We start from the raw sequence: 23,031 nt of genomic DNA on the forward strand, positions 1-23,031 counted from the left end.
ACCGAGATGGTGGGGAAGTCGACGTTGGGCAGGTCGCTCACCGGCAGCTCCCGGTAGGCCATGACCCCGAAGAGGAGGATGGCGGCCATGACCAGGGTGGTCATCACCGGTCGGCGGATGAACAGCTCGGCCATGTTCATGGGCCCATCCCCCCGTTGTCTTTCCCCCTGCCCTGCGGTACGGTGAGCTCGACGACAGCACGGCAAGTTGTGCCCTCAACGAGGTGGATTGCCACAGACCGGGAGTTTGGGCGATCGGCCTTGTCCTGACCGTGCTTTCCGGGAGATGCGTTATGAGGAAGCCTGATCTGCTGGAACGGATCACCATCGATCCCGCCGTCTGTCATGGCAAGCCCTGCATTCGCGGACACCGCATCTGGGTTTCTCTGATCCTGGATCTCCTGGCTGATGGCATGTCGTCTGAAGAGATCCTGGCGGACTATCCTGGCCTCGTGGAAGACGATATCCGTGCCTGCGTCGCCTATGGGGCTGAGATGACCAGGGAGCGAATCGTCAAATCGGACCGGCGGGTGGCATGAAGCTGAAGCTCGACGAGAACATCGGCCGCCGGGGCGCTCAGGCCCTCGCCGCCGCCGGGCACGACGTTGCCACCGCCAGGGAGCAAGGCCTGTCGGCGGCCAGTGACGTGACCCTGATCGAGGTGTGCCGGGTCGAGGGGCGATGCCTGTTGACCCTCGACAAGGGCTTTGCCAATCCCATGCACTACGCTCCAGCCCGCTATTCCGGCATTGCCGTCTTTCGCCTGGCGGGGCAGAACAGCGCCGGCGATCTGACGAAGGCCTTGAGTCTGTTCATCCACGTCCTGAGGTCGTCATCAGTGGCGGGCCGGCTTTGGATTGTGGAGCCGGAGCGTATCCGGGAGTATACCGAAGATGGCTCGCCGGCGGAGGCAGCTCCGCCGGCGGGCTCCCGCTCACCGGGCTGACGGAGCCCCCGCCGCGTCTGGGGCCAGCACCTCCACCCGGGCCCCGGGGGTGAGTCGCGCCGCGCCGTCGGTCACCACCTCTTCGCCACTGGCCAGGCCCTCGGCCAGCACCGCCCGGCCGCCGGTGGTCAGGGCCAGCCGCACCGGCCGCAAGGCCACCGTGCCATCCTCCTGCACGACGAACAGATAGTCGCCCGCCTGCCCGGTCTGCACCGCCGGGGCTGGCACCACCACCGCGCCGGCCAGGGTCTCCATCACCAGCTCCACCTGCACGAACTGGCCCGGCCAGAGCCGGCCGTGGTCATTGGCCACCTCGGCCTTCATGGTCACGGTGGCGGTGGCCTGATCCACGGCGTGGTCCACGAACAGCAGCCGGCCGGTCTCGGTGGGCTCCTGGCCGGCGACGGTGATGCGCACCGTCACCGGGCCGGCCGCCAGCCGGGCCCTGATCCGGGCGAGCCGGCCCTCCGGCACGGCAAAGGTCACCTGCACCGGCTGCACCTGGTTGATCTTCACCAGGGGCTGGTCGTCGTTGGCCTTGACCAGATTGCCCCGGTGGACGAGAAGGCTGCCGGTGCGGCCGCTCAAGGGCGCGGCAATGGTGCAGTATTCCAGCTCCAGCCGCGCCTTGGCCACCGCCGCCTGGTCGGCCTGGACCTGGGCGGCCAGGGCCTCGGCCTGGCTGGCCACATCCTCACCCTTGTCCGCGCTCACCAGGCCCTGGCGCAACAGCTCGGCGTAGCGGCAGGCGTCCCGGGTGGCCTTCCTGGCCAGGGCCTGGTCCCGGGCCAGGAGGGCCTCGGCCTGGGTGAGGGCGGCCTGATACGGCGCCGGGTCGATGCGAAACAAGATCTGTCCCTGGCGCACCACGTCCCCCTCCTGGAACAGCACCTCTCTAAGCTCGCCCATGATCCGGCTCTTCACCGCCACCGAGGCCTTGGCCTCCACAGCGCCAACCGCCGAAAGCGTCACGGGCACATCCTCGCTTTGAGCCGTCTCCACCCGCACCGGCACCGGCGGCCGCGCCGGCTTGGCTTCCTGGGGGGCAGCGGAGCGGGTGGTGCGGTCGCCCCGGCAGGCGGCCAGCAGGAGAAGCAGGAAGAGGACGGGGACGGCGGTCCACCACGTTGGAGCGGCTGGGCCGCGGCGGAACGGCGGGCGGGCAGGAAGCACGGCACAGGGTCTCCATTGGTGGGGCGAGAAAGCGGCCGGCCCGGGTCCTGGGCGGTCTGGCGGCCGGCGCAAGCCCACTATGAAAGATGATTCAGCGCCGGGGCGCAACGGCTTTTTCCAGGGCGTGCCGGGGGCAGCACGAAGGGGCCAGCGGCCCAGGAGCCGGCCAGGGATGAGGCGTGGGGGCCAGGGCCGCTGGCCGCCCTGGCGCGGGCTGTTCGGCGCAGGCTTTACGCCCGCATCGACTGGCGGGGCCGCCGGTGGCTGATCTTCGCCAGCTCTTCGGCGGATTCGCGGAGCTTTTCGAAGAGATACTCCAGGTGGCTTTCCGGCTTCTTCTCGCCGGGATCCTCAAAGAGGTCGGCCCCTTGGACGGGCTTCGGGGGCTGGCTCGCCTGCAAGCGATCCTGCAGCGCGGCGGCCACCGCCACGAGCGGGGTGGCGGGGTCCGCGGGCGGTGGCGCCGGCTCCGGTGAGCCGGCTGCCAGCTCGGCAGCGGCGAAGGGAAGGGCTGGCGTCCCGGTCTCGGCGCCCAGGGCCAGGTCCACCTGCTGGAGGCTGATCACCGACCCGTCCTCCATGACGCCGATACCGGTCCGGCGCAGGCGGCCCAGGAGGGCGTTTCCCTCGTCCTTGAGGTCGAAGGGGGTCTGCCAGCCGGTGAGATGCACAGCGCCCAGGCCCAGGTCCTGGAGGCTGGACAGCTGGTCCTGGCCGCCGGCGGTGCGGGTCCAGACCACAAGGCTGCCGAAGACCGGATCATTCTCGTCCAGCCAGCCGTTGCCATCCGCATCATGGACCGCCAGATCGGCGAAGCCGTTGCCGCTGGCGGTGCCGAACAGCTCGCCGCCATCGTTGATGACGCCGTCGCCGTTGCGGTCCAGGGCCAGAAAGCCGGAGCCGGCAGCCACGAAGGCGATCTCCTCGCTCTGGCCGTCCTGGTTGAGATCAAAGGCAACGCGCTCCTGGCTGAGGCTGGCACTGGCCGCGGAGAGGTTGACCACCAGGGGGTCGGTGAGCTGTTGCGTGGCCAGAAGGGTCTCCGAGCGCCAGCTCAAGGCAAACTGCCGCTCCAGCGCCAGATCGACCTGGAAGCTGATCTGGCGGCCGTCGCCGGTGACCAGCGCACCGTTGGCGGTGAGCTTCGTCTCTTCGTACTCGTAGTGGAAGCCGGTTTCCTGCCGGCGGCCGCCCAGCCGAGCGGTCCAGAAGGGCGGCGGGCCGGGGCGCCGGGGAGCGGGGGCCGGCGGGTTGGGCGCCAGGCTCTCCTCCTTGGCGACGAAGGCCTGCCGGCGGCTTCGGGTCTCGCTGGCCCGCTCCAGAAGCTGAGAGCTGTCGCCGGCCGCGGTCGTAACCTGCGAGCGGTAGCGGCCGTAGATCCGGGTTGCTGTCGCCAGCTGGCCGAAGCCTCGGCGGGTCAGGGTCAGGCGATCGCCGGTGCCGGTGCCGGCGGCCATGGAGCCCGCCACCCGCAGGCCGGACGCGCGCTCCTCCATGGCAAGCTCCTGGTGGCGGCTGGACAGATCGAGGGCCGAGTCGACGATACGCATGGTCAAGCCTCGACGGACGCAGAAGGGAAGGGGCCGCCGGGCCGCCGGCCCGGTGCTGGGGGAATCTATCTTCCGTGTCGGCTCGTTCGGCCCGGCAGTGAAGAGAAATCCTCAACCGGGGGCCAGGGGGGAGGGGCGTCTTTCCAGGTCACCCCAGGAGGCGGTGGGAGGGCATGGCCCAGATGTCCGGTGCCGCCACCTGCTGCAGACTCTTGCCGCGATAGACCACGAGGCCGCCCAGCCAGCGTCTGCCCAGCCGAGCCGCCAGCTCCTGCATGGGCCGGACGTCCGTCGCGGTCACGACCGCGCGGCCTTTCACCTCCACAGCCAGGATGCCGCTTGGCTGCTCGACGAGCAGGTCCACCTCCAGCCCGCTTCGGGTGCGGTAGAAGAACAGCTCGGCCCGTTTGCGAGCGGTGCGCACCCACTTCAGGATCTCGCCGACCACCATGGTCTCGTACAACGAGCCGGTCAGGCCCTCCAACTGGCCGCTCAAGGAACGGAGAAGTCCGAGGTCGAGCCAGTACAGCTTGGGTGTCTTGACCAGGGCGCTCGTCAGATTCTCGTGGAACGGCTGGATGAGCACGACCTGGTAGGACAGACGCAGGTATTCCAGGTAGCGGCGTGAGGAGTCAACGCCGATGGCGGCGTCCCTGGCCAGCTCCGAGTAGTTGAGAAGGCTGGCCGAGCGGAGGGCGGCCAGGCGCTGGAGCTTGCGGAAGGGGGCCAGATCCCGCAGGCGGGCAAGATCGCCCAGGTCCCGTTCCAGGTACGTGTGCTCATAGTCCCGCAGCCATTGCCAGCGATCGGCGGCCGCCAGCGGCAGCAGGGCCGGCATGCCGCCCCAGCGCAGGAGATGCTCCTCGGCCTCCCATGCTGCCAGCATCTCGCGGCCCATGGTGACGGAGGGCAGGTCAGCCAGTACCGTCCCCGCCGGCACCCCTTCCAGGAGCTGATCGAGGAGGGGCGGGCCGCACGGGGCCTGCTCCTCGCCGGGCAGCCGCAGCTCGCGCATCAAAAGCGGCCAGAGCTCAAAAAGGGTGATCCGACCGGCCAAGGACTCCCGGATCCGCTCCAGCAACAGGATTTGGCTGGAGCCCAGGAGAGCCCCGAAGGCGATGGAGCCCTCGTCCCAGGCGTACTTGGTCTTCTCGAAGACCACCGGCTCCTTCTGCGCCTCGTCGATGATGGCATTGCCCACGTCCCGGCCCCAGGCAGCGGTGGGCAGACCGGCCAGCATCTCCCGGTTCTCGGGCGCATCCAGGTTGATATAGCGCAGGTCCGGGTAGGAGGCCTTGACCAGAGTGGTTTTGCCGGTCTGCCGGGCACCGGTGAGCAGGAGCAGCCGGCGCTGGCTCGGCGGCGGCAGGAATGACTGCAAAAGACGATATCGCTGAAGATTGTCGCTCATCGCCGGCAATTTTACAGGCGATTTGCCGGTGAGGCAAGACGCGCCTGGCAGCTCACTTGCCGATGCAGAACTGGGCGAAGATCCGGTCGAGGATGTCGTCCGGCGTGGTCTCGCCGGTGAGGTCGGCCAGGTTGGCCAGGGCGGAGGCGAGGTCGATGGCGAGCAGGTCCGGCGCCAGGCCATGGGTCAGGCCGGCACGGGCGGCAGCCACCGCTTCCAGGGCGCCGGCCAGGGCGGCTTTGTGGCGCAGGTTGGGGGCCACCATCAGGGTCGGGTCCAGCTCCGTGGTGCTGCCGGTGGCCAGGCGAAAGAGGGCCTCTTCCAGCTCCGCCAGGCCCTGGCCGGTCTGGGCCGAGATCACGGCCCGAGGGACAGCGGGGAAGGCCGCCGCAAGGTCGGCTTCGGTGAGGGCGGCCGGCAGATCCGCCTTGTTGGCCACCAGCAGCAGGGGCTTCCCCGAGGCCTGGGCGAAGATCTCCCGATCGCCGGCGGTCAGGGGGGTGCTGGCGTCCACCACCAGGAGCACCAGGTCGGCGGCAGCCATGCGCTGCCGGGCCCGCTCCACCCCCATCGCCTCGATGGCCTCGGAGGGCTCCCGGATGCCGGCGGTGTCCACCAGGCGCACCGGCAGGCCCCGGATCTGGCAGCTCTCCTCGATGAAGTCCCGGGTGGTGCCGGGGATCGGGGTGACGATGGCCCGTTCGGCCCGGAGCAGAAGGTTCAGGAGGCTCGACTTGCCGACATTGGGCCGGCCCAGGATCACCACCGCCACGCCTTCCCGCAGGAGCTGGCCCTGGTCGCAGGCGGCGAGCAGCCGCGCCAGCGGGGCCTGCACCCCCTGGGCCAGCTGCTGGTCGACAAGGACCGGGTCGAGGATCTCCTCGTCCTCGTCCGGGAAGTCGATGGCCACCTCGGTGCGGGCGGCGATGTCGATGAGGCAGGAGCGTACCGCGGCAATGGCCTCCCCCAGGCGGCCGGCCAGCTGGCTGGTGGCGAGACCAAGGCTCGCCGGGGTGCGGGCGGTGATGACGTCCAGCACCGCCTCGGCCTGGGTGAGATCGATGCGGCCATGGAGAAAGGCCCGCCGGGTAAACTCGCCGGGCAGGGCCAGGCGGGCGCCGGCAGCCAGCACCGCGGCCAGAATGGCCTCCAGGACCAGCCGGGAGCCGTGGCCCTGGATCTCCACCACCTCTTCCCGGGTGTAGGTGTGGGGTGGGGCCATGAAGACGGCCAGCACCTCGTCCAGGGGCAGGCCTTGCGGATCCACGAGCCAGCCGTGGGTGAGGCGGCGGCTCGCAAGAGGGCGCGCCGGGCGGGTGGGGCGGAAGAGACGCTGGAGGATGGTGCGGGCCTGGGGGCCGCTCAGGCGGACGATGCCGATGCCGGCCGCCCCGGGCGGGGTGGCGATGGCGGCAATGGTGTCGCCCGCCGGCTCAGGCCTCGCCATCGGCAGACTGGGCAGCCGGCCGGTTGCGGCGCCGCTTGCGGGACTGACCCTGCCGGGGCTGGCCCGGCAACCCGATCACCACCCGTTTCAGCAGGCCGTTGCCGATGCTGTGGCTGCGCACGGCCTGGTCTCCCTCCAGGGTGAGGTGGACAATGCGGCGCTCGGCCGGGCTCATGGGCCGCAGGGTCTGGGGCCGGCCCGAGGCCTTGACCTCGGCCGCCACCTGCCGGGCCAGGCCGGCCAGATCATCCTGGTGCAGCTGCCGGAAGCTCCCCACGTCCAGGATGAGGTCGATGCGCTCGCCGCCCCGGTTGACCATCTTGCGGACCAGATACTGGAGGGCGTCCAGGGTCCGGCCATCCTGGCCGATCAGGTAGTCTTCCTCCGGGGTTTCGATCTGGACCAGGATTCCCGGGGGCGCGGCAGCCAGGGTGACGGCAGCCTCCACCTGGAGCCGAGCCAACAGCTCGGCGACCAGGCAGCGGATCCGCTCCTGGGTGGCCGGAGCAGGAAGGGACGGCGCCGCTGCCGCTGCCGGCCCGGTCAGGGAGGGAGCGAAAGGGGCCGGCGTCCTCTCCTCGGCGCGCCGGACGGCACCGATCGTTGCCGGTCGCCGGCCGATACCGAAGATGCCGGCGGAGCCGGCACACAGCACCGTGATCGCAAGCTCTTCCTGGCTCGCCCGGAAGTGGTCGCAGGCCTTCTGGATCGCCTCCGATACGTCTCTGCCCTGGAATTCTTGTGGCAAGAGAGTCGTCCTCCTGACAGAGCCGTCCGCTCAGGCCATCTTGCGGTTGATCAGGTACTGCTGGCCGATGGCGAGGAGGTTGTTCACGAACCAGTACAGGACCAGCCCCGAGGCGAAGTTGACGAACATGAAGGTGAAGATCACCGGCAGGAAGAGCATGATCTTGGCCTGGGTGGGATCGCCGGAGGTGGGGGTCATCCTCTGCTGCAGGAACATGCTGGCGCCCATGAGCAGGGTCAGAACCGGGATACCGCCCAGCCAGGGGATGTCGACCCCGATCGGCAGCCGGTCCGGAGCGGACAGATCGTTGATCCACAGCCAGAAGGGCGCATGCCGCAGCTCGATGGCCTGCAGCAGCACCTTGTACAGGGCAAAGAAGACGGGAATCTGGATGATCATCGGCAGGCAGCCGCCGACGGGGTTGACCTTGTAGGTCTTGTACAGGGTCATCATCTCCCGGTTGAGCCGCTCGGGATCGCTTTTGTACTTCTCCCGCAGCTTGGCCATCTTGGGCTGGATCTTCTGCATGTTCTTCATGGACTCCATGCCCTTCTGGGAGATGGGCCAGAAGACCAGCTTGATGAGCACGGTCACCAGGATGATGGCGATGCCGTAGTTGTGGACGACGCCATACAGCCAGTTGAGGAGATAGAGGGTGGGCCTGGCCAGGACGTCGAACCAGCCGAAGTTCACCACCCGCTCCAGGTCGTGGCCCACGGTCTTCAACAGGTCCAGCTTCTTGGGGCCGAAGAACAGGGTGTAGTCGTAACGCTTGCTGGCCTGGGCCGCCAGGGTGTCGGCCGGACCGGCCAGGAGGATGGTGGTGAGATCCTGGCCGGTGAGGCGCAGGCGGGCGGTGTGGCCGGCCGGGCTCGCCGGCATCATCGCGGTCAGGAAGTAGTGGTCCTGGTAGCCGGCCCAGGAAACGCTGCCGGTGAGCTCCTGGGCCCCTTCGGCCAGGTCCTTGGTGGCCACCTCGTGCAGGGACTGGTCCAGATAGACCGCTGGGCCGTTGAAGATGTAGCTGCTCTGGGCACCGGACACGGGCCGGCCGAAGAGAGCCAGCACCGGTGCGCCGTGCACCGGCTCGACCCCGGGATTGCCGATCTCCACCGTCAGGTCGATGCGGTACTCGTCGTTTCTGAAGCTGAGGATGCGGGTGACCGGCAGTCCTCCCGGCAGCTGGCCGCTCATGACGATCCGGCCTTCCGGCTGGCTGGCGGAAAGGGGCAGCTCGGTGCGGTCAGCGACCAGGAGAGGCACGCCGGTCGGGCCCGGCTCGCCGCCCCAGCTGAAGGCCAGGGGCAGGTCGGCTGCCGCCTCGGTCGTCACCAGCTCCTGGTCCGGGGCCTCCGGGGCCAGGCTGGCCTTGTACTCCTTGAGCCGGAGACTCCGGAGCTGGCCACCGGCCTCGGTGAAGACCGCGCGGAAGCGGTCGGTGTCCACCACGATCTCCCGGGCCGGCCGGCCCGGATCGCTGGGCGTGGTCAGGACGGGCGGCGGCGCGGTGGCGGCCGGCGGCAGGGGGGGGGCCTCCGGGGCCGGTGGGGCCTTCTCCGGAGTGGGCTGCTCCTGGCCCGGCGGCGGTGGCGGTGGCGGGAAAAGATACTGGTAGCCCACCAGGACCAGGAAGGACAGCACAAAGGCCAGGAGGATGCGGTATCGTTCCATGACGAGCTCCCTTTTCGGGGTGCGGGGTTTGGAAAGGTCGCGGGGCCGGCGTTACGGATCGACGGGGTCGACGCCGCCGGGATGCCAGGGATGGCAGCGCAGGAGCCGGCGGCCGGCCATGATCAGACCGCGGCCGGCACCGTGGCGGCCTACCGCCTCGATGGCATACTGGGAGCAGGAGGGCACGAAACGACAGCTGGGCGGGAGGATCGGAGAGACCAGAAGCTGATAGAGCCGGATGAGGGCAATCAGGAGAGGTCGCACGCCGCCTGGTCCACCTGCTGGGGCCGCCGGCCGGCCTGGGAGCCGCCGCCGCCTCGTCGGCTGGCCAAAAGGGAGGCCACGGCCTGGTGGATCGCCGCCGGGTGGTCGAGGCCGAACTCCGGCCGCACCGCAAAGACGCAATCCTGGGCCGGGGGGATCAGCCCCTGGTGGCAGCGGAAAAACTCCCGGATGAGGCGCTTGATCCGGTTGCGCCGCACCGCCCCCTTGATGCGCCGGTTCAGGCTGATCCCCAGCCGGTTCTGCTCCAGGCTGTTGGGCAGCAGGATGAGCTGAAAACCGTCCCCCTTGAGCCGGCGGCCGCCCCGATACACCCGCTCGAACTCCTGCGGCTTGTGCAGGCGGCTGTGCCAGGAAAAGCCCTGTCCCTTCATGCCCTGCCCCGGCTGGCTCAGACCGTGAGACGCTTGCGGCCCTTGGCCCGGCGGCGGCTGATGACCGCTCGACCGGCCTTGGTCTTCATCTTGGCCAGAAAGCCGTGGGTGCGCTTGCGCTTGAGGTTGCTGGGCTGGAAGGTCCTTTTCATGGCTCAGGTTCCTTGGGATCACGTTCTTGGGCTGCAGGAGGAGATGGTCCGTGTCAGGCCGTAGCGTGCCCCACCCCTCCTGTTCGGAAGCCAAGCACTCTAACCGCATCGACTGGGGCATGTCAATCGCTTTCCGGGTGGGGGCGCGGCACGGCGCAGGGAGCTCAGGCGGCGGGCGGCTTGCCGGCGGGGGGCTGCTCCCGGTCCAGGCCGAAGAGGCGGCGGGTGAGGTCCAGGCGCTGCGCCTTGTCGTCCTGGGAGGCCTGACCGTTCTTGAGGAAGAGGATAGGGTCGTGGAGGATCTTGTTGATGATGGAGCTGGTGAGGACCTCAATGGCCTTCTTCTGTTTCGGTGGAATGTCCCCGAGCTGGCTCATGGTCCGGGCCAGCTCGGCGCTGCGGATCGCCTCCGCCTTCTCCCGGATGGCAATGATGGTGGGGGTGATCTCCATGGTCTCCAGCCACTGGAGGAATTTCATGGTCTCCTCGGAGGCGATCCGCTCCGCCCGCACCGCCTCCTTGTCCCGCTCGGCCTTGTTGGTCTCCACCACCTGGTTGAGATCGTCGATATCGTAGAGATAGACGTTGTCGATGTCGTTGAGCCGGGGGTCGAGATCCCGGGGCACGGCGATGTCGATGAGGAAGAGCGGGCTGTGGCGGCGCTGGCGCATCACCGGCTTCACCTGGTCCTTCAGGAGCACGAGGCCCGGGGCGCCGGTGGAGCTGATGAGGATGTCTACGCCCACCAGCTCCCCCACCAGCTCGTCCAGGGTGACCGCCGAGCCGTTGAAGCGGCGGGCCAGATTCATGGCCCGCTCCAGGGTGCGGTTGGCCACCACCACCTTGGCGATGCCCTGGTTGACGAGGTGCTCGGCGGCCAGCTCCGCCATCTCGCCGGCACCCACCAGCATGACCCGTTTTCCCCGGAGATCGCCGAAGATCTTCTTGGCCAGCTCCACGGCCGCATAGGAGATGGAGACCGCACTGGAGCCGATGTTGGTCTCGGTGCGGATCCGTTTCGCCACCGAGAAGGCCTTGGTGAGGAGCTTGTTCATGATGACGCCGCAGGTCGCCTGGTCGCAGGCCTTCTGGTAGGCGTCCTTGAGCTGGCCCAGGATCTGGGGCTCGCCGACGATCATGGAATCAAGCGAGCCGGCGACCCGGAAGATGTGGTGGACGGCATCGGCGCCCTGGTGGACATAGACGTAGCGGTGGGTCTCGGACTCGGGAAGGCCCGCTTGGGCAAAAAGGAAGGCCCGCAGCTGCCGCTCGGTCTCTTCCCGATTTCTGGCCACAAAATAGACCTCGACCCGGTTGCAGGTGGACAGAAGACAGCATTCCTGGCAGCCAGGCAGGGCGTGGATGGCCAGGAGGGGGGTGCTACAGTCGCCGGAGAAGGCCAGTTTCTCGCGCACCTCCACCGGCGTGGTTTTGTGGTTGACCCCCAGGACCAGGATGGTGTCAGCCAGCATAGGTATGCACCCCTTGCAGCAGGTAGGTGACGCCCCAGAAGGTGAAGAGCACCGCCGAGAAGCCGACAATGGCCATGATCGCGGCCCGCCGGCCCCGCCAGCCGACGGTGAAGCGCTGGTGCAGGAGGGCGGCGTAGAGGAACCAGGTGATGAGCGACCAGGTCTCCTTGGGATCCCAGTGCCAGTATGAGCCCCACGCCTGCTCGGCCCAGATTGAGCCGGTGATGATCCCCAGGGTCAGCAAGGGGAAGCCAACTGTCAGGCAGTGATGATTGAGGGTGTCCAGGGCCTCCAGCGAGGGCAGGCGGGAGAAGAAGACCCCGAAGCTCTTCTTCTTGATGGCCCGCTCCTGGAGGAGGTACATGACCGCGCCGCAGAAGGCCAGGGCCAGGAAGCCGTTGGCCAGGATGGCGATGGAGGCGTGGATGGGCAGCCAGGTGCTCCGGAGGGCGGGTGGCAGCTCGGGGATCTGCCGGGAGGAGAAGGCGGAGACCAGCATGAGACCGGTCAGGACCGGCGTGACAAAGGTGCCGAGATTCTTGACCTTGTACCGCCAGTAGAAGCTGAGAAAGGCCCAGGCCATGGACAGGGCGAAGAAGGAGACCGCCTCGTGGTTGTTGACCAGGGGCGTGTGGCCAGCCTCCACGTACCGGAGGACGACGGTGCCGGTGTGGACAACGGCTGCGGTGATGATGAGCAGCCGGGCCGAGCGGCGCACCGTCTTGCTCTGGTTGACGAAGGCCACAATGTAGGCCGCCGTGCCCAGAACATAGAGGAAGAGGCTGGCCTGGAAGAGGAGGTAGCTCATGGCAGGCTCCGTAAGGGAGAGGCGCTCAGGAAGCGGCGGGCGGAGGGGTGGATCCCAGGGCGGCCTGGACTGGGAGGCCCGCGGCCAGCCGGGCGAGAAGGGCGGCGCTCACCGGCCGGCCCAGGACCGCCTGGAAATGAGCGGCCAGGCGCTCCCAGTCCCGGGCCCGCATCCAGTCCAGTATGTCATGGTGCAGGAGGCGGGTAAAGATCTCCTCGTTTTCGACCTGCGGCCGGCCAGCGGCCAGAACCTCCTGCCGGAAGGCGCCGAGGATCCGCAAAAGCTCGGCGTATTCCGGGCCAAAGGCCCGGGTCAGCTCCTGGCGGAGCCGCTTGGCCAGGGCAGGGCTCTTGCCGCCGGTAGCCACCGCCACGGTCAGATCACCGCTGCGCACCACCGCCGGCAGGGTGAAGGTGCAGCGGCTGGGCACATCAGCGACGTTCACCAGGACACCGCGGGCCTGGGCCTCCCGGAAGACCGCCTCCTGGACCTCGGGCTCGCCGGTGGCGGCCAGGACCAGAAAGGCCCCCTCGAGATCGCCCTCCTGATAGGGCCTGGCCTGCCAGTCCAGCCGGCCTTCGGCGGCCAGGCAGCCCAGTTCCGGGCAAAGGGCAGGGCTTATGACCCGCACCCGGGCGCCGCAGGCCAGAAGGCCGCGGACCTTGCGGCAGGCGACGCTGCCGCCGCCTACCACCAGGCAGGTGCGGCCGTCCACATCGAGGCAAACGGGATAAAGGAGCTTGGTCATGGCCGAGACAGGATGTCTTCCGGAGAATAGGTCAACCTACCTGGATTCACCTGGCCTGGCAAGCCAAGAGCTGCCGTCCCGGCCGGGGATCCTCCCGGTTGACGGCGGTCTGGTGCCAATGGTTAAATGCCGGCCAGGGGCGTAACCCCAGCCCCAGGGGGGCCTGCCATGTCGAAGGGATCGTTTGCGGTCGCCACTCACCATCAGGTGGAGATGGTGGATATCTCCGCCCGTCTCGAGAAGGAGCTGGCTGCTGCCGGCATCCAGGACGGGGTGCTGGTCGTCTACAATCCGCACACGACAGCCGGTCTGACCATCAACGAGGGGGCAGATCCGGCGGTGCAGGCGGACATCATCGCTGTCCTGGAGCTCATGGTGCCCCGGAGCCTGGGCTACCGGCACCAGGAGGGCAACTCTCCGGCCCACGTCAAGGCTTCCCTCATGGGCGCGACGGTAACGGTCTTTGTGGAGAACGGCCGATTGGCCCTGGGGACTTGGCAGCGGGTCTTCTTCTGTGAATTCGACGGGCCAAGGAGCCGGCGGGTGCACTGGCGACTCGCCGGCTAGCCCCGCACCCCCCTGCCCAGGAGCTCCAGCTCCCGTTTGCGGATGTAGCGCTCCAGGGCCGCCTCCACCCGTCGATCGGTCACGAAGCGAACACCCAGGCCATAGTGGCGGGGGCAGTCGCTGGCGGTCAACCGCACCACGACGCCGGACGCGACCGTGATCTCCACGGGTGGCGGTCCCTGGCCCCGCACCGAGCCTTCGCCAGCGAGCCGGCAGCGGATGCCGGTGACAGGCTGACCCACCGCCAGGGGCACGGTCTTGCTCATGCTGACCAGCATGCCCCCGAGGCTGACGTTGACGATGGAGCAGGCGTCGATCGCCTGCTGGCCGGCCTGGAAGGCAGCGACGCTGCCCCGGGGCACCGGCACCCGGTAGTTGTCCCGCCGCTGCAGCACCGACAGATAGGTCGGGAAGCTGGTGAACAGGCTTTGGCTGGAGACGGATCGCACCTGGACCGGAAAGTAGCTCCACAGCTGGGCCGGGCTGCGGAAGACCACCCGGATCTCGTCCGCCTTCCCTGGCCAGTCCCGGGGACGGTCCAGCTCCAGGCTGTCCGGCTCCATGGCGATGAGGATCGTCGGGCCCGACTGGTAGCCGGGATGGACGATGACCAGGGGGGTGTGGCGGGCGGCCAGGCCGGACAGGGTTTTCTCGATGGCCCGGCGGGAGGCGATCTTCTCGTAGCCGCTCTCCTGGGAGGCCTTGCGCTGGGAGCCGGAAGAGGGGGAAGCGGTCATGACAAGCGGTGGCGGCGGCGCTTCGATGCGCTCCTACTCCTATGCCGGCCAGGAGTCGGCTCGGTTGGCCCTGGGACTGGATCGGGCCGGGGATGAGCGCTTCCTGGCGGCTCTCATCCAGCGGGCAGCGGCCGATCAGGTCCTGGCGCGGCTTTTGCCGCGGCTGACCGCATCCGAGATCGGGGACTTGGTGGATAGCCTGACCGGGCTGTTGCGGCGGCACCTGACCCACGCCGAGTACCACCGGCTGCTGATGGACGACGCCCTGCCGGCCGAGAGCGATTCTTAGTGTTAACGTGTTGATATCCTAGCATGATTTGAAGAGGATGCCAAGGATGGCCCCATCCACCCTCTCTGACCTGCGCGCCTTCATCTCCCTTCTTACGCAGGAGAAGGAGATCATCACCATCGACCAGCCGGTGAGCCCGTATCTGGAGATCCCGGAGATCCAGCGCCGGATGATCGCCCGGGGGGGGCCGGCCCTCTTTTTCCGGCAGGTGCAGGGCAGCGCCTTTCCCGTGGTGACCAACCTCTTCGGCAGCCAGCGCCGGCTGGAGCTGGCCTTCGGCCGCCGGCCCCTGGAGTTCGTCCGGGGCCTGGTTCGCCTCCTGGAAAGCCCGCGCCTGCCCTCCCTCGGCCAGCTCTGGTCCCTGCGCGGCCTGGCTGGCCAGGGCTTGCGTCTGGGCACCAGGCGGGTCCGCCAGGCGCCGATCCTCGAGGCGTGCCAGACCCCGCCCCGGCTCACCGAGCTGCCCCTGCTCACCTCCTGGCATTCGGACGGCGGCCCTTTTGTCACCCTGCCCCTGGTGTACACGGAAAGCCCGGCCCACGGCGGCCACAACCTGGGCATGTACCGGATCCAGCGCTTCGACGACACCACCACCGGCATCCACTGGCAGATCCACAAGGGCGGCGGCTACCATTACGTCGAGGCGGAGCGCCGCAACCTGCCCCTGCCGGTGACCCTGTTCATCGGCGGGCCGCCGGCCCTGATCCTGGCGGCCATCGCGCCGCTGCCCGAGAACCTGCCGGAGCTGATGCTGGCCTCCCTGCTCCTGGGGGAGAAGCTGCCGCTGGTGGACGATCCGGCCGGCGGCCACCGGCTGGTGGCCAATGTGGAGATCGCGGCCAAGGGGGTGGTGCCGCCCCATGAGCGGCGGCCGGAGGGGCCTTTTGGCGACCATTACGGCTACAACTCCCTGACCCATGACTACCCGGTCTTCCATGTGCAGCGCCTCTACCATCGCCGGGACGCCATCTACCCCGCCACAGTGGTGGGCCGGCCCCGGCAGGAGGATTACTACATCGGCGATTTCCTGCAGGAGCTGCTGTCCCCCCTCTTCCCGCTGGTCATGAACGGCATCCGGCAGCTCAAGACCTTCGGCGATGCCGGCTTCCACTGCCTGGCCGCTGCCCGGGTCCAGGACCGCTATCCCCGGGAGGCCTTTGCCGCAGGCCTGCGGATCCTGGGCGAAGGGCAGCTGTCCCTGACCAAGTTTCTGATCCTCACCGATGGCGATCTGGACGCCGCCGACTTCCCGGCGTTGTGGAAGCATGTCCTGGCGCGGGTGGACTGGCGGCGGGATCTTTTTGTGTTTGCCAATGTCTCCCAGGACACCCTGGACTACACCGGACCCAAGGTCAACCAGGGCTCCAAGGCCATGCTCCTGGGCCTGGGCAAGGCGCCCCGCCGGGTGCTGCCGGAGACCTTCGCCGGCTCCCTGCCCATGGGCTGCCGGGAGGCCCGGGCCTTTCTCCCCGGCACCCTGGTGGTGGCCGGCTCGCCTTATGCCGCCGAGCCGGATCTGCCCGCCCGGCTGGCCGGCCACGCCGGGGTGGCGGACTGGCCGGTGGTCATGCTGGTGGACAGCGTGGCCGAGGCCTGCGCCAGCCTGGGCGAGTTTCTGTGGACGGTCTTCACCCGCTTCGAGCCGGCCGCGGACATCCATGGCCGCGCCAGCGAGGTGCAGCGGTTCCACGTCGGTCTTGAGCCGCCGGTGGTCTTCGATTGCCGGATGAAGCCGTGGTACCCTGAGGTCCTGGAGGTGGATCCGGCGACCCGGGCCAAGGTGGATGCCCGCTGGCCGCTTCTCGTGCCGGAGCCCTGGCGCTGATGGGGGACGGGCACCTGCGAGACGGCTGTGCGGGAGGTCTGGTGTCGGGTCTGGTCGTTCCAACAGCGAACAGGGGGAAGCGCGCCGTGAGTCGATCCGTCATCAGCCTCTTCACCGGAGCCGGAGGCCTGGATTTGGGGTTCGAGGCTGCGGGATTCGATGTGGCTGTGGCGGTGGAAATGGATCAGGACTGCGTGGCCACACTCGCTCACAACCGTGATTGGCCTGTAGTCTCACGGTCCATTCATGAAATTCCGTCGGCAGAGTTGCTGGGAACGGCGCGTCTGACCAAAGGAGAGGCCGATGTTCTGATTGGTGGGCCACCGTGTCAGCCATTCTCGAAATCCGGCTATTGGGCATCAGGTGATACCCGTCGATTGGATGATCCTCGTGCCTCCACGCTGCAGGCGTGCCTTCGGGTCTTGCAGGATACCTTGCCGCGGGTCTTCCTGATGGAGAACGTGGCCGGTCTCGCGTACTCCAGAAAGGATGAGGCCTTTCGGTTGATTGCGGATTCGATTGCCGCCATCAATCGGAGTGAAGGCACAGGTTACACCCTTGAGCTGCTCGTGCTCAATGCGGTTGACTTTGGCGTGCCGCAGATCCGGGAACGGGCGTTCCTGATTGGCGCCAGGGATGGCTTGCCCTTCGGAGAATTGTCGCCGACCCACTGGAAGCCTTCTGGGCTCTGCCGGCAGCGAACGTTGGCGGACCAGGCTCCTGGCCAATGCTGGCGGACAACGTGGGATGCGATCGGCGATTTGGAAGATGCTGCGGGCCCAGATCTCCGGTTGACGGGCAAGTGGGCCGATCTCTTGCCGAGCATTCCCGAAGGGGAGAACTATCTCTTCCATACGGATCGCGGCGGGGGGCTGCCGTTGTTCGGCTGGCGCCGCCGATTCTGGAACTTCCTGCTCAAGCTGTCCAAGGCATTGCCCTCGTGGACGCTGACCGCAAGTCCAGGTCCAGCAACCGGCCCATTCCACTGGCGTAGCCGCCGACTGTCGGTCCGGGAGATGGCACGCCTCCAGACCTTCCCGGCCGATTACACCGTTGTGGGGAGCTATCGCGCAGCTCAGCGCCAGATCGGAAACGCCGTGCCGTGCGCCCTGGCGGAGCGCTTGGCCATCGAGATCCGCCGAAGACTCTTCCGGGACGACGAAGCCAAGCGTCTGGAGCCTACGCTTGTGCCGCCGCGACGGGCAGACATGCCTGGCGCCGAGCCTGTCGTGCCGGCTCCGGCCAAGTATCGGCACTTGACTGGGACGCATGAGCCGCATCCGGGAACGGGCAAGGGCAATCGGGCACGCCAGCGCATCCAAAGTGTGCGGGACGGCTGAGCAACAGGGTGCGGTTGGATGGGCGATGGACGCCGGAGCTGGTCAGAGTCTTGGCAGCGGCCCTGTGGTGAAGGCCTCTTCTTGGGGTCGACTCTGGAGCGAGTGATTTGGCGACGAGTGACCTTCGTAAGGCAGCGCCCGCCCCCCGCTATGCTGGATGCATCCCTGCCTCCGCCAAGGCTTCGCGGGTGAAGCGCCGCAACCGGGCCCGTGACACCTCCCCGGAGCTGCGGCTGCGGCGTCTGCTCTGGGCCGACGGCATGCGCTACCGTTTGCATGCGAGCGACCTGCCCGGAAAGCCGGATATCGTCTTTCCCCGGCAACGGTTGGCCATCTTTGTGGACGGCGATTTCTGGCACGGTCGGGAATGGACGACACGACGGCAGCGCCTGGCCCAGGGCGTCAACGGGGCCTACTGGATCGCCAAGATCGAGTACAATATGCGCCGCGATGGCGAACAGACGGCGCTCCTGGAAAGCTGTGGATGGCGGGTGCTCCGGTTTTGGGAGAGCCAGATCTTGAAAACCCCGGGCGAGATCCTGCAACGGGTGGGGCGAGAATTGAACGGCCACGGCAGCCGGAGAATGGGACCAGAGCAGCAAACTGTTCTCAAGCCTGCTTCCCGGATGGCCGACAAGAGAAAATGAAGAAGCATGTCGTGGAGGTATGCCATGAAGATCGATGACCGATTCCATCCTTTGCGCCCGGCTCGTACCGGCAAGTCGGGTCCGAACAGCCCTGCCGGCTCCAGCTTCCAGGCCCTGCTGGATGTCCAGCTGCGGCCGGCCAGCCCTGGGGCGCCGCCGGCGGGCGTCGCCGGGCCGGCGCCGGTGGCGGGGGTGGCTCAGCTGGCCGCCACGAGTCGGGTCCAGGGACTGAGCCTGGGCACGGCGGCGGTGGATACCCTGGAGGCCTATGGCCGGGCCCTGGCCAACCCGGCGCTGGGGATCGCCAGCCTGGAGCCGCTGGTGGAGCGCCTCGAGGAGCAGGTGGCAGCCGTGGCGGAGGTTGGCCGCGCCCTGCCGGCGGAAGACGCCCTGCGGCCGCTCCTGGACCGGGTGGGGGCCGCCGCGGTGGTGGCCGCAGCCAAATACCGCCGGGGCGATTTCGGCGACTAGCCCGCCCCGGCCTTCCCTCTTCGCCTCGTTCACGCCGCCCCTGCCCGCGCCTGCCGGGCCGGGGCGGTGCTGTTGAGGCTCCGGGTCGATTCCGCTGCCATGGCACCACGCCCCAGACGCCAGCCACCCACCGGCCCGCCGCCGGCCGTTCCATCCGGAAAGGTGGATCCTGCTTCTGCCACGGGACCGGTCCGGCTGCAGAAGGTGCTGGCCCGGGCCGGGGTGGCCTCGCGCCGGGCCGCCGAGGCCATGATTCTGGCCGGCCGGGTGACGGTGGACGGCCAGGCCGTCACTGTCCTGGGCACGCGGGTCGGGCCCCGGGAAGTCGTCGCCGTGGACGGCCGCCCCTTGGCCGGTGCCGAGCCCTTCTGGTACGTGCTCCTCAACAAGCCCATCGGCTACCTGTCCAGCCGCCATGACCCCCAGGGCCGCCCGGTGGTCACAGCCCTGGTGGCCGAGATCCCGGCCCGACTCTTCCCGGTCGGCCGCCTGGACTGGGACACCGAGGGGGCGCTCCTGCTCACCAACGACGGCGAGCTGGCGCACCGGGTCCTCCACCCCAGCCACGAGGTGGAGAAGACCTACCAGGCCTGGGTGGCCGGCTCGCCGTCGCCGGCCGCCCTGGACCGGCTGGCAGCAGGGATCGAGATCGAGGGCCGGCGGACCTGGCCGGCTCGCCTGGCGGTGCTGGCTCGGGAGCCGGACGCCACCCTGGTGGAGATCACCATCCATGAAGGCCGCAAGCGGCAGGTCCGCAAGATGTTCGCCGCCACCGGCCACCCTGTTCAGCAGCTCCGGCGTACTGCCTATGGGCAGCTCGCCCTCGCTGGCCTGCCAGAGGGCTCTTACCGTGTCCTGGGGCCGGCGGAGCTGGCGCTGATCTTCTTGCGAAAAAAATAGTCTTTACAGGGGATTACCCACCGGCCTACAATGGAAGCGTTCGGGTGTCCATCACGGGCCGGCCGTCGTCGCGGCTGCACGACGCGGCGTCCTGGCTGGACAGCGGCGTGGGCCCTCCAGGCGAGGGGAGACAGCAGCATGAACAAGTCGGACCTGATCACCGTCCTGGCCGATTCTCTGGGGCTGAGTCACCGTCTGGCCTCCTCCATTACCCAGACGGTCTTCGATGCCATGGCCGAGGCCCTCAGCCGGGGCGAGAACGTGGAGATCCGGGGCTTCGGCAGCTTTGCGGTCAAGGAATACGCCGCCTACCATGGTCGCAACCCCAAGACCGGCTCGCGGATCGAGGTGGCGCCCAAGAAGCTGCCTTTCTTCAAGGTGGGCAAGGAGCTCCGGGAACGGGTCAACGGCGGGGTCGAGGTCGGCGTGCAGAGCGACTGATCGTCGTTGGTCTTCCTGAAAAGCCTGGCTGGCGCCCCGGTCGTCGGCCTCGGACTCCTGTCGAGGCCAGCCCTGGGCAGGCTTCCTGCAGCGCCCGCCCGCCTCAATCCTCGCCTTCGGCAGTCCCCAGCGCTTCACCAACCAGATCGTAAGCAAGGGCCTCGGTGATCCGGACCGGGGTGAAGCTGCCCGGCGTCGCGATGCCGGCATTGATGTACACGCAGCCGTCAATATCCGGGGCCTGCAGCCAGGCCCGTCCCTCCAGCAGCAGCTCGGTCTCCCGGCTGGTCCCCTCCACCAGCACGCTCAGGGTGCGTCCCACCTGGGCCTGGTGGAAGGCCTGGGCGATCGGCTGCTGGATGGCCATGAGTCTGGCTCGGCGGCTGGCCTTGACCCGGGCGGACACCCGGGGCTTCATGCCGGCTGCGGCACAGCCCGCCTCGTTGTGGTACGGAAACACCCCCAGATGGGCCAGGCGGCCGCTGGTCACGAAATCGGTCAGCTCGGCAAAGGCGGCGGCATCCTCGCCCGGGAAGCCCACCATGAAGGTGGTGCGGATGGCCGCCTCCGGCAGGATCTCGGCGATGAGGCCGAAAAGGCGGTCGATGCGCTCCCGGCCGTAGCCCCGGTTCATGGCCTTGAGGATCCGGTCGCTGGCATGCTGCAGGGGGATGTCCAGATAGGGCAGGATCCGGGGCTCGGCGGCGATCAGCTCCAGGAGACGGCGGTCCACCCGGGCCGGATGGAGATAGAGGAGCCGCAGCCAGGGGATGGTCGTCTCCTGAACCAGGGCGGCGAGGAGGGCGACCAGATCGCTGCCTTGGCCCAGATCCAGGCCATAGGCGGTCAGATCCTGGGCGATGAGGGTCAGCTCCTGGACGCCCGCCGCCCCCAACCGCTGGGCCTCGGCAACACAGTCCGCCAGAGGCCGGCTGCGCAGCCGGCCGCGGATGCTCGGGATCAGGCAGTAGCTGCAGCGGTTGGAGCAGCCCTCGGTGACTTTGAGATAGGCCCGGTGGCGCGGGGTGGTCAGGCGCCGGGGGCTGGCGCTGTCCATGAGAGAGGTGCCGTCGCCCAGGATCAGGCATCCGTGCTCGGCCGCGGCAGGGGCCAGCAGGCGGGGCAGCTCGGCGGTCCGGTCCGGCCCCACGAAAAGATCCACCTCCGGCAGCTCGGCGGCCAAGTCCCGGCCGTAGCGCTGGGGCAGACAGCCGGTGACCACCAGCCGCCGGCCCGGCTCCTTCTTCTTGACCGCCGCCATCTCCAGGATGGCATCGATGGACTCCTCCACCGCCGGCTGGATGAACGCGCAGGAGTTGACCACCAGAAGGTCCGCCTCGTCCGGGGCGGTGACCACCTGGTAGCCCTGCTCCTCCAGGCCGCCCAGCATCACCTCCGCATCGACGAGGTTCTTGGGGCAGCCCAGGGCGACGAGATAGACCTTCTTGGACATCTCAGCCCTTCTGGAGCTCGATGCTGGTTTCGGAGGGAGACAGGGTGGGGTCGGCCTGGATGACGATCTCCACCCGGTGGCTGGTCTCAAGCTCCACGATCTCCGCCCGCTTCCGGTTGGTCAGGTAGTTGGCCACCTCCAGGGGCAGCCGGCAGAGGATGCGGTGGGGCTTCTTCTGGGCGATGGCGGTCTGGATCTGGCGCAGGCAGATCAGGGCCTGGCTCTCGGCGGAGCGGATCACCCCCCGGCCGTGGCAGTGCGGGCAGGAACGGTAGCTGCTGCTCTGCACCGGCGCCCCCAGCTTCTGGCGGGAGATCTGCATGAGGCCAAAGCGGGAGATCTTGGACACCGAGGTCTTGGCCCGGTCGGCCTTGAGACAGGACTTGACCTCCTTTTCCAGCTCACGGATGTGACGGGCCTCCCCCAGGTCAATGAAGTCGATGACGATGAGCCCGCCGAGGTCGCGGAGCCGCAGCTGCCGGGCCGCCTCCCGGGCCGCCTCCATGTTGGCCAGGAAGATGGTCTCCTCGAAGTCCTTGTCCTTGGAGGTGCGGCCGGAGTTGACGTCGATAGCCACCAGGGCCTCGGTGGGATCGATGACAATGGAGCCGCCGGAGGGCAGGGGCACCCGGGGCTGATAGATCTGCTCGATCTGGGTCTCCAGCTCGTAGTGGTGGAACAACGGCCGGCCGCTCTTGTGCAGGCGCACCCGCGTGCCGGTGCGGTGCCCGATGATGGCCAGGAAGCGCTGCACCTGGTCGTGCACCTCCCGGCTGTCGACGACGATCTCCTCGATGTCGGCGGTGAACGAGTCGCGCAGGAAGCGGTTGATGATGTCCTGGTCTTCGAAGACCACGGTGGGCGGCGCCATCTCCTGGCCCCGTTTCTTGACCTCGTCCCAGAGGCGGAGCAGGAAGCGCAGGTCCTTGGCCAGGGCGGTCTTGGTGATGCCCTCGCTGGCGGTGCGCAGGATATAGCCGATGCCCTCCGGCAGCTCCAGGCCCTCCATGAGCTGGCGGAGACCCTGGCGTTGGGCCTCCCCCTCGATCTTGCGGGAGATGCCGGCCGAGTCGCTCCCCGGCATCAGCACCAGGAAGCGGCCTGGCAGCGACAAGTAGGTGGTGAGATTGGCGCCCTTGGTCTCGGTGGCTTCCTTGACCACCTGCACCAGGACCTCCTGGCCCTTGCGCACCACATCCTGGATCTTCAGATCGCGCCAGTGCGTGTCCGGCTCCACCTCGCCGGCGTAGTATTCGGGATGGATCTCGGCAAAGGACAAAAAGCCATTCTTGGGCAGGCCGATATCCACGAAGGCGGCCTGCAGGCCAGGCTCGATGGAGACGATCCGCCCCTTGTAGATGTTGCCCTTGGTTTGGCTGCGGCTGATGGTCTTGACCTGGAAGCCCTCCAGCCGGCCGGCTTCCACCAGCGCGATCCGGATCTCCTCCGGGTCCTCGGCGTTGATGAAGAGCTTGCGCCGGACGCCAGTCCGGGGGGAGGCTTCCTCGCCCTCACCCTCGCCTTCCTCCGGCGCTTCGGGCACCTCGATCTCGATCTCCTCCTCCTCCGGCTCCTTCGCC

At 68.4% G+C, this 23,031-nt stretch carries 26 protein-coding genes; 10 read left to right on the top strand and 16 right to left on the bottom strand.

Annotated features, from left to right (window positions below):
- Nucleotides 1-140 (bottom strand): efflux RND transporter permease subunit (locus tag AB1634_10410; protein ID MEW6219932.1); only part of this gene is annotated, 140 nt, incomplete at its 3' end.
- A gap of 152 nt (nt 141-292) precedes the next feature.
- Here AB1634_10410 and AB1634_10415 point away from each other — a divergent pair.
- Together AB1634_10415 and AB1634_10420 are read left to right on the top strand one after the other, a co-directional pair.
- Nucleotides 293-538 carry a DUF433 domain-containing protein gene (locus tag AB1634_10415; protein ID MEW6219933.1) on the top strand — a complete coding sequence of 82 codons (246 nt, stop codon included), beginning with the start codon at nt 293-295 and terminating at the stop codon, nt 536-538.
- Nucleotides 535-945 (top strand): DUF5615 family PIN-like protein, encoded by a 411-nt coding sequence (locus AB1634_10420; protein MEW6219934.1) that lies wholly within the window; start codon nt 535-537, stop codon nt 943-945. Before AB1634_10415 ends, AB1634_10420 begins: the two co-directional genes overlap by 4 nt.
- Here AB1634_10420 and AB1634_10425 read toward each other — a convergent pair.
- The 12 genes from AB1634_10425 to AB1634_10480 form a co-directional block, all read right to left on the bottom strand.
- A complete protein-coding gene (locus AB1634_10425) occupies nt 934-2,118 on the bottom strand; it encodes an efflux RND transporter periplasmic adaptor subunit (GenBank protein MEW6219935.1) in 1,185 nt (394 codons plus the stop codon). The two genes, AB1634_10420 and AB1634_10425, sit on opposite strands and share 12 nt — an antisense overlap.
- Nucleotides 2,119-2,348: 230 nt before the next feature.
- Nucleotides 2,349-3,668 (bottom strand): hypothetical protein, encoded by a 1,320-nt coding sequence (locus tag AB1634_10430; protein MEW6219936.1) that lies wholly within the window; start codon nt 3,666-3,668, stop codon nt 2,349-2,351.
- Between the two features lie 148 nt (nt 3,669-3,816).
- Entirely contained in the window at nt 3,817-5,079 is a 1,263-nt protein-coding gene (locus AB1634_10435) for an ATP-binding protein (protein ID MEW6219937.1), read from the bottom strand.
- A gap of 52 nt (nt 5,080-5,131) precedes the next feature.
- Nucleotides 5,132-6,526 carry a tRNA uridine-5-carboxymethylaminomethyl(34) synthesis GTPase MnmE gene (mnmE, locus tag AB1634_10440; protein MEW6219938.1) on the bottom strand — a complete coding sequence of 465 codons (1,395 nt, stop codon included), beginning with the start codon at nt 6,524-6,526 and terminating at the stop codon, nt 5,132-5,134.
- On the bottom strand, nt 6,513-7,274 hold the full coding sequence (locus AB1634_10445) for a R3H domain-containing nucleic acid-binding protein (protein MEW6219939.1): 762 nt from the start codon (nt 7,272-7,274) through the stop codon (nt 6,513-6,515). Before AB1634_10445 ends, mnmE begins: the two co-directional genes overlap by 14 nt.
- A 30-nt stretch (nt 7,275-7,304) precedes the next feature.
- Complete coding sequence (gene yidC, locus AB1634_10450) at nt 7,305-8,945, bottom strand: membrane protein insertase YidC (protein MEW6219940.1); 1,641 nt, start codon at nt 8,943-8,945, stop codon at nt 7,305-7,307.
- Between the two features lie 51 nt (nt 8,946-8,996).
- Nucleotides 8,997-9,209: a membrane protein insertion efficiency factor YidD gene (gene yidD / locus AB1634_10455; GenBank protein MEW6219941.1), complete on the bottom strand. Its 213-nt coding sequence runs from the start codon at nt 9,207-9,209 to the stop codon at nt 8,997-8,999.
- Nucleotides 9,194-9,601: a ribonuclease P protein component gene (gene rnpA / locus AB1634_10460; protein MEW6219942.1), complete on the bottom strand. Its 408-nt coding sequence runs from the start codon at nt 9,599-9,601 to the stop codon at nt 9,194-9,196. The genes yidD and rnpA overlap by 16 nt, the downstream gene beginning before the upstream one ends.
- Nucleotides 9,602-9,618: 17 nt before the next feature.
- Complete coding sequence (rpmH, locus tag AB1634_10465; protein ID MEW6219943.1) at nt 9,619-9,753, bottom strand: 50S ribosomal protein L34; 135 nt, start codon at nt 9,751-9,753, stop codon at nt 9,619-9,621.
- Nucleotides 9,754-9,917: 164 nt separating this feature from the next.
- Nucleotides 9,918-11,222, bottom strand: coding sequence for a glutamyl-tRNA reductase (gene hemA, locus AB1634_10470; GenBank protein MEW6219944.1), 1,305 nt, complete (start codon nt 11,220-11,222; stop codon nt 9,918-9,920).
- A complete protein-coding gene (gene ccsB, locus AB1634_10475; GenBank protein MEW6219945.1) occupies nt 11,215-12,033 on the bottom strand; it encodes a c-type cytochrome biogenesis protein CcsB in 819 nt (272 codons plus the stop codon). Before ccsB ends, hemA begins: the two co-directional genes overlap by 8 nt.
- A gap of 25 nt (nt 12,034-12,058) precedes the next feature.
- On the bottom strand, nt 12,059-12,781 hold the full coding sequence (locus AB1634_10480; GenBank protein ID MEW6219946.1) for a bifunctional precorrin-2 dehydrogenase/sirohydrochlorin ferrochelatase: 723 nt from the start codon (nt 12,779-12,781) through the stop codon (nt 12,059-12,061).
- Between the two features lie 168 nt (nt 12,782-12,949).
- Between AB1634_10480 and AB1634_10485 the strand changes: the two genes are divergently transcribed.
- Nucleotides 12,950-13,348, top strand: a complete 399-nt coding sequence (locus AB1634_10485) for a secondary thiamine-phosphate synthase enzyme YjbQ (protein MEW6219947.1) — start codon at nt 12,950-12,952, stop codon at nt 13,346-13,348.
- Here AB1634_10485 and AB1634_10490 read toward each other — a convergent pair.
- Complete coding sequence (locus AB1634_10490; protein ID MEW6219948.1) at nt 13,345-14,085, bottom strand: PilZ domain-containing protein; 741 nt, start codon at nt 14,083-14,085, stop codon at nt 13,345-13,347. The genes AB1634_10485 and AB1634_10490 overlap by 4 nt on opposite strands.
- On the opposite strand from AB1634_10490, the gene AB1634_10495 reads away from it, so the two are divergent.
- From AB1634_10495 to AB1634_10525, 7 genes are all read left to right on the top strand, one after another.
- On the top strand, nt 14,084-14,374 hold the full coding sequence (locus AB1634_10495) for a hypothetical protein (GenBank protein MEW6219949.1): 291 nt from the start codon (nt 14,084-14,086) through the stop codon (nt 14,372-14,374). The two genes, AB1634_10490 and AB1634_10495, sit on opposite strands and share 2 nt — an antisense overlap.
- A 46-nt stretch (nt 14,375-14,420) precedes the next feature.
- Entirely contained in the window at nt 14,421-16,199 is a 1,779-nt protein-coding gene (locus AB1634_10500; protein MEW6219950.1) for a UbiD family decarboxylase, read from the top strand.
- An 86-nt stretch (nt 16,200-16,285) separates the two neighbouring features.
- Nucleotides 16,286-17,539: a DNA cytosine methyltransferase gene (locus tag AB1634_10505; protein ID MEW6219951.1), complete on the top strand. Its 1,254-nt coding sequence runs from the start codon at nt 16,286-16,288 to the stop codon at nt 17,537-17,539.
- Nucleotides 17,540-17,700: 161 nt separating this feature from the next.
- Nucleotides 17,701-18,186, top strand: coding sequence for a very short patch repair endonuclease (locus AB1634_10510; GenBank protein MEW6219952.1), 486 nt, complete (start codon nt 17,701-17,703; stop codon nt 18,184-18,186).
- Between the two features lie 24 nt (nt 18,187-18,210).
- Nucleotides 18,211-18,657 carry a hypothetical protein gene (locus AB1634_10515; protein ID MEW6219953.1) on the top strand — a complete coding sequence of 149 codons (447 nt, stop codon included), beginning with the start codon at nt 18,211-18,213 and terminating at the stop codon, nt 18,655-18,657.
- Nucleotides 18,658-18,819: 162 nt separating this feature from the next.
- On the top strand, nt 18,820-19,557 hold the full coding sequence (locus AB1634_10520) for a pseudouridine synthase (protein ID MEW6219954.1): 738 nt from the start codon (nt 18,820-18,822) through the stop codon (nt 19,555-19,557).
- Nucleotides 19,558-19,695: 138 nt separating this feature from the next.
- Entirely contained in the window at nt 19,696-19,998 is a 303-nt protein-coding gene (locus tag AB1634_10525) for an HU family DNA-binding protein (protein ID MEW6219955.1), read from the top strand.
- Between the two features lie 103 nt (nt 19,999-20,101).
- On the opposite strand, the gene rimO is transcribed toward AB1634_10525, so the two are convergent.
- A complete protein-coding gene (rimO, locus tag AB1634_10530; GenBank protein MEW6219956.1) occupies nt 20,102-21,451 on the bottom strand; it encodes a 30S ribosomal protein S12 methylthiotransferase RimO in 1,350 nt (449 codons plus the stop codon).
- Between the two features lies 1 nt (nt 21,452).
- The coding region (locus AB1634_10535; GenBank protein ID MEW6219957.1) for an Rne/Rng family ribonuclease at nt 21,453-23,031 on the bottom strand (1,579 nt) is incomplete at its 5' end.

The organism is Thermodesulfobacteriota bacterium (genome assembly GCA_040755095.1).
Classification (GTDB): domain Bacteria; phylum Desulfobacterota; class Desulfobulbia; order Desulfobulbales; family JBFMBH01; genus JBFMBH01.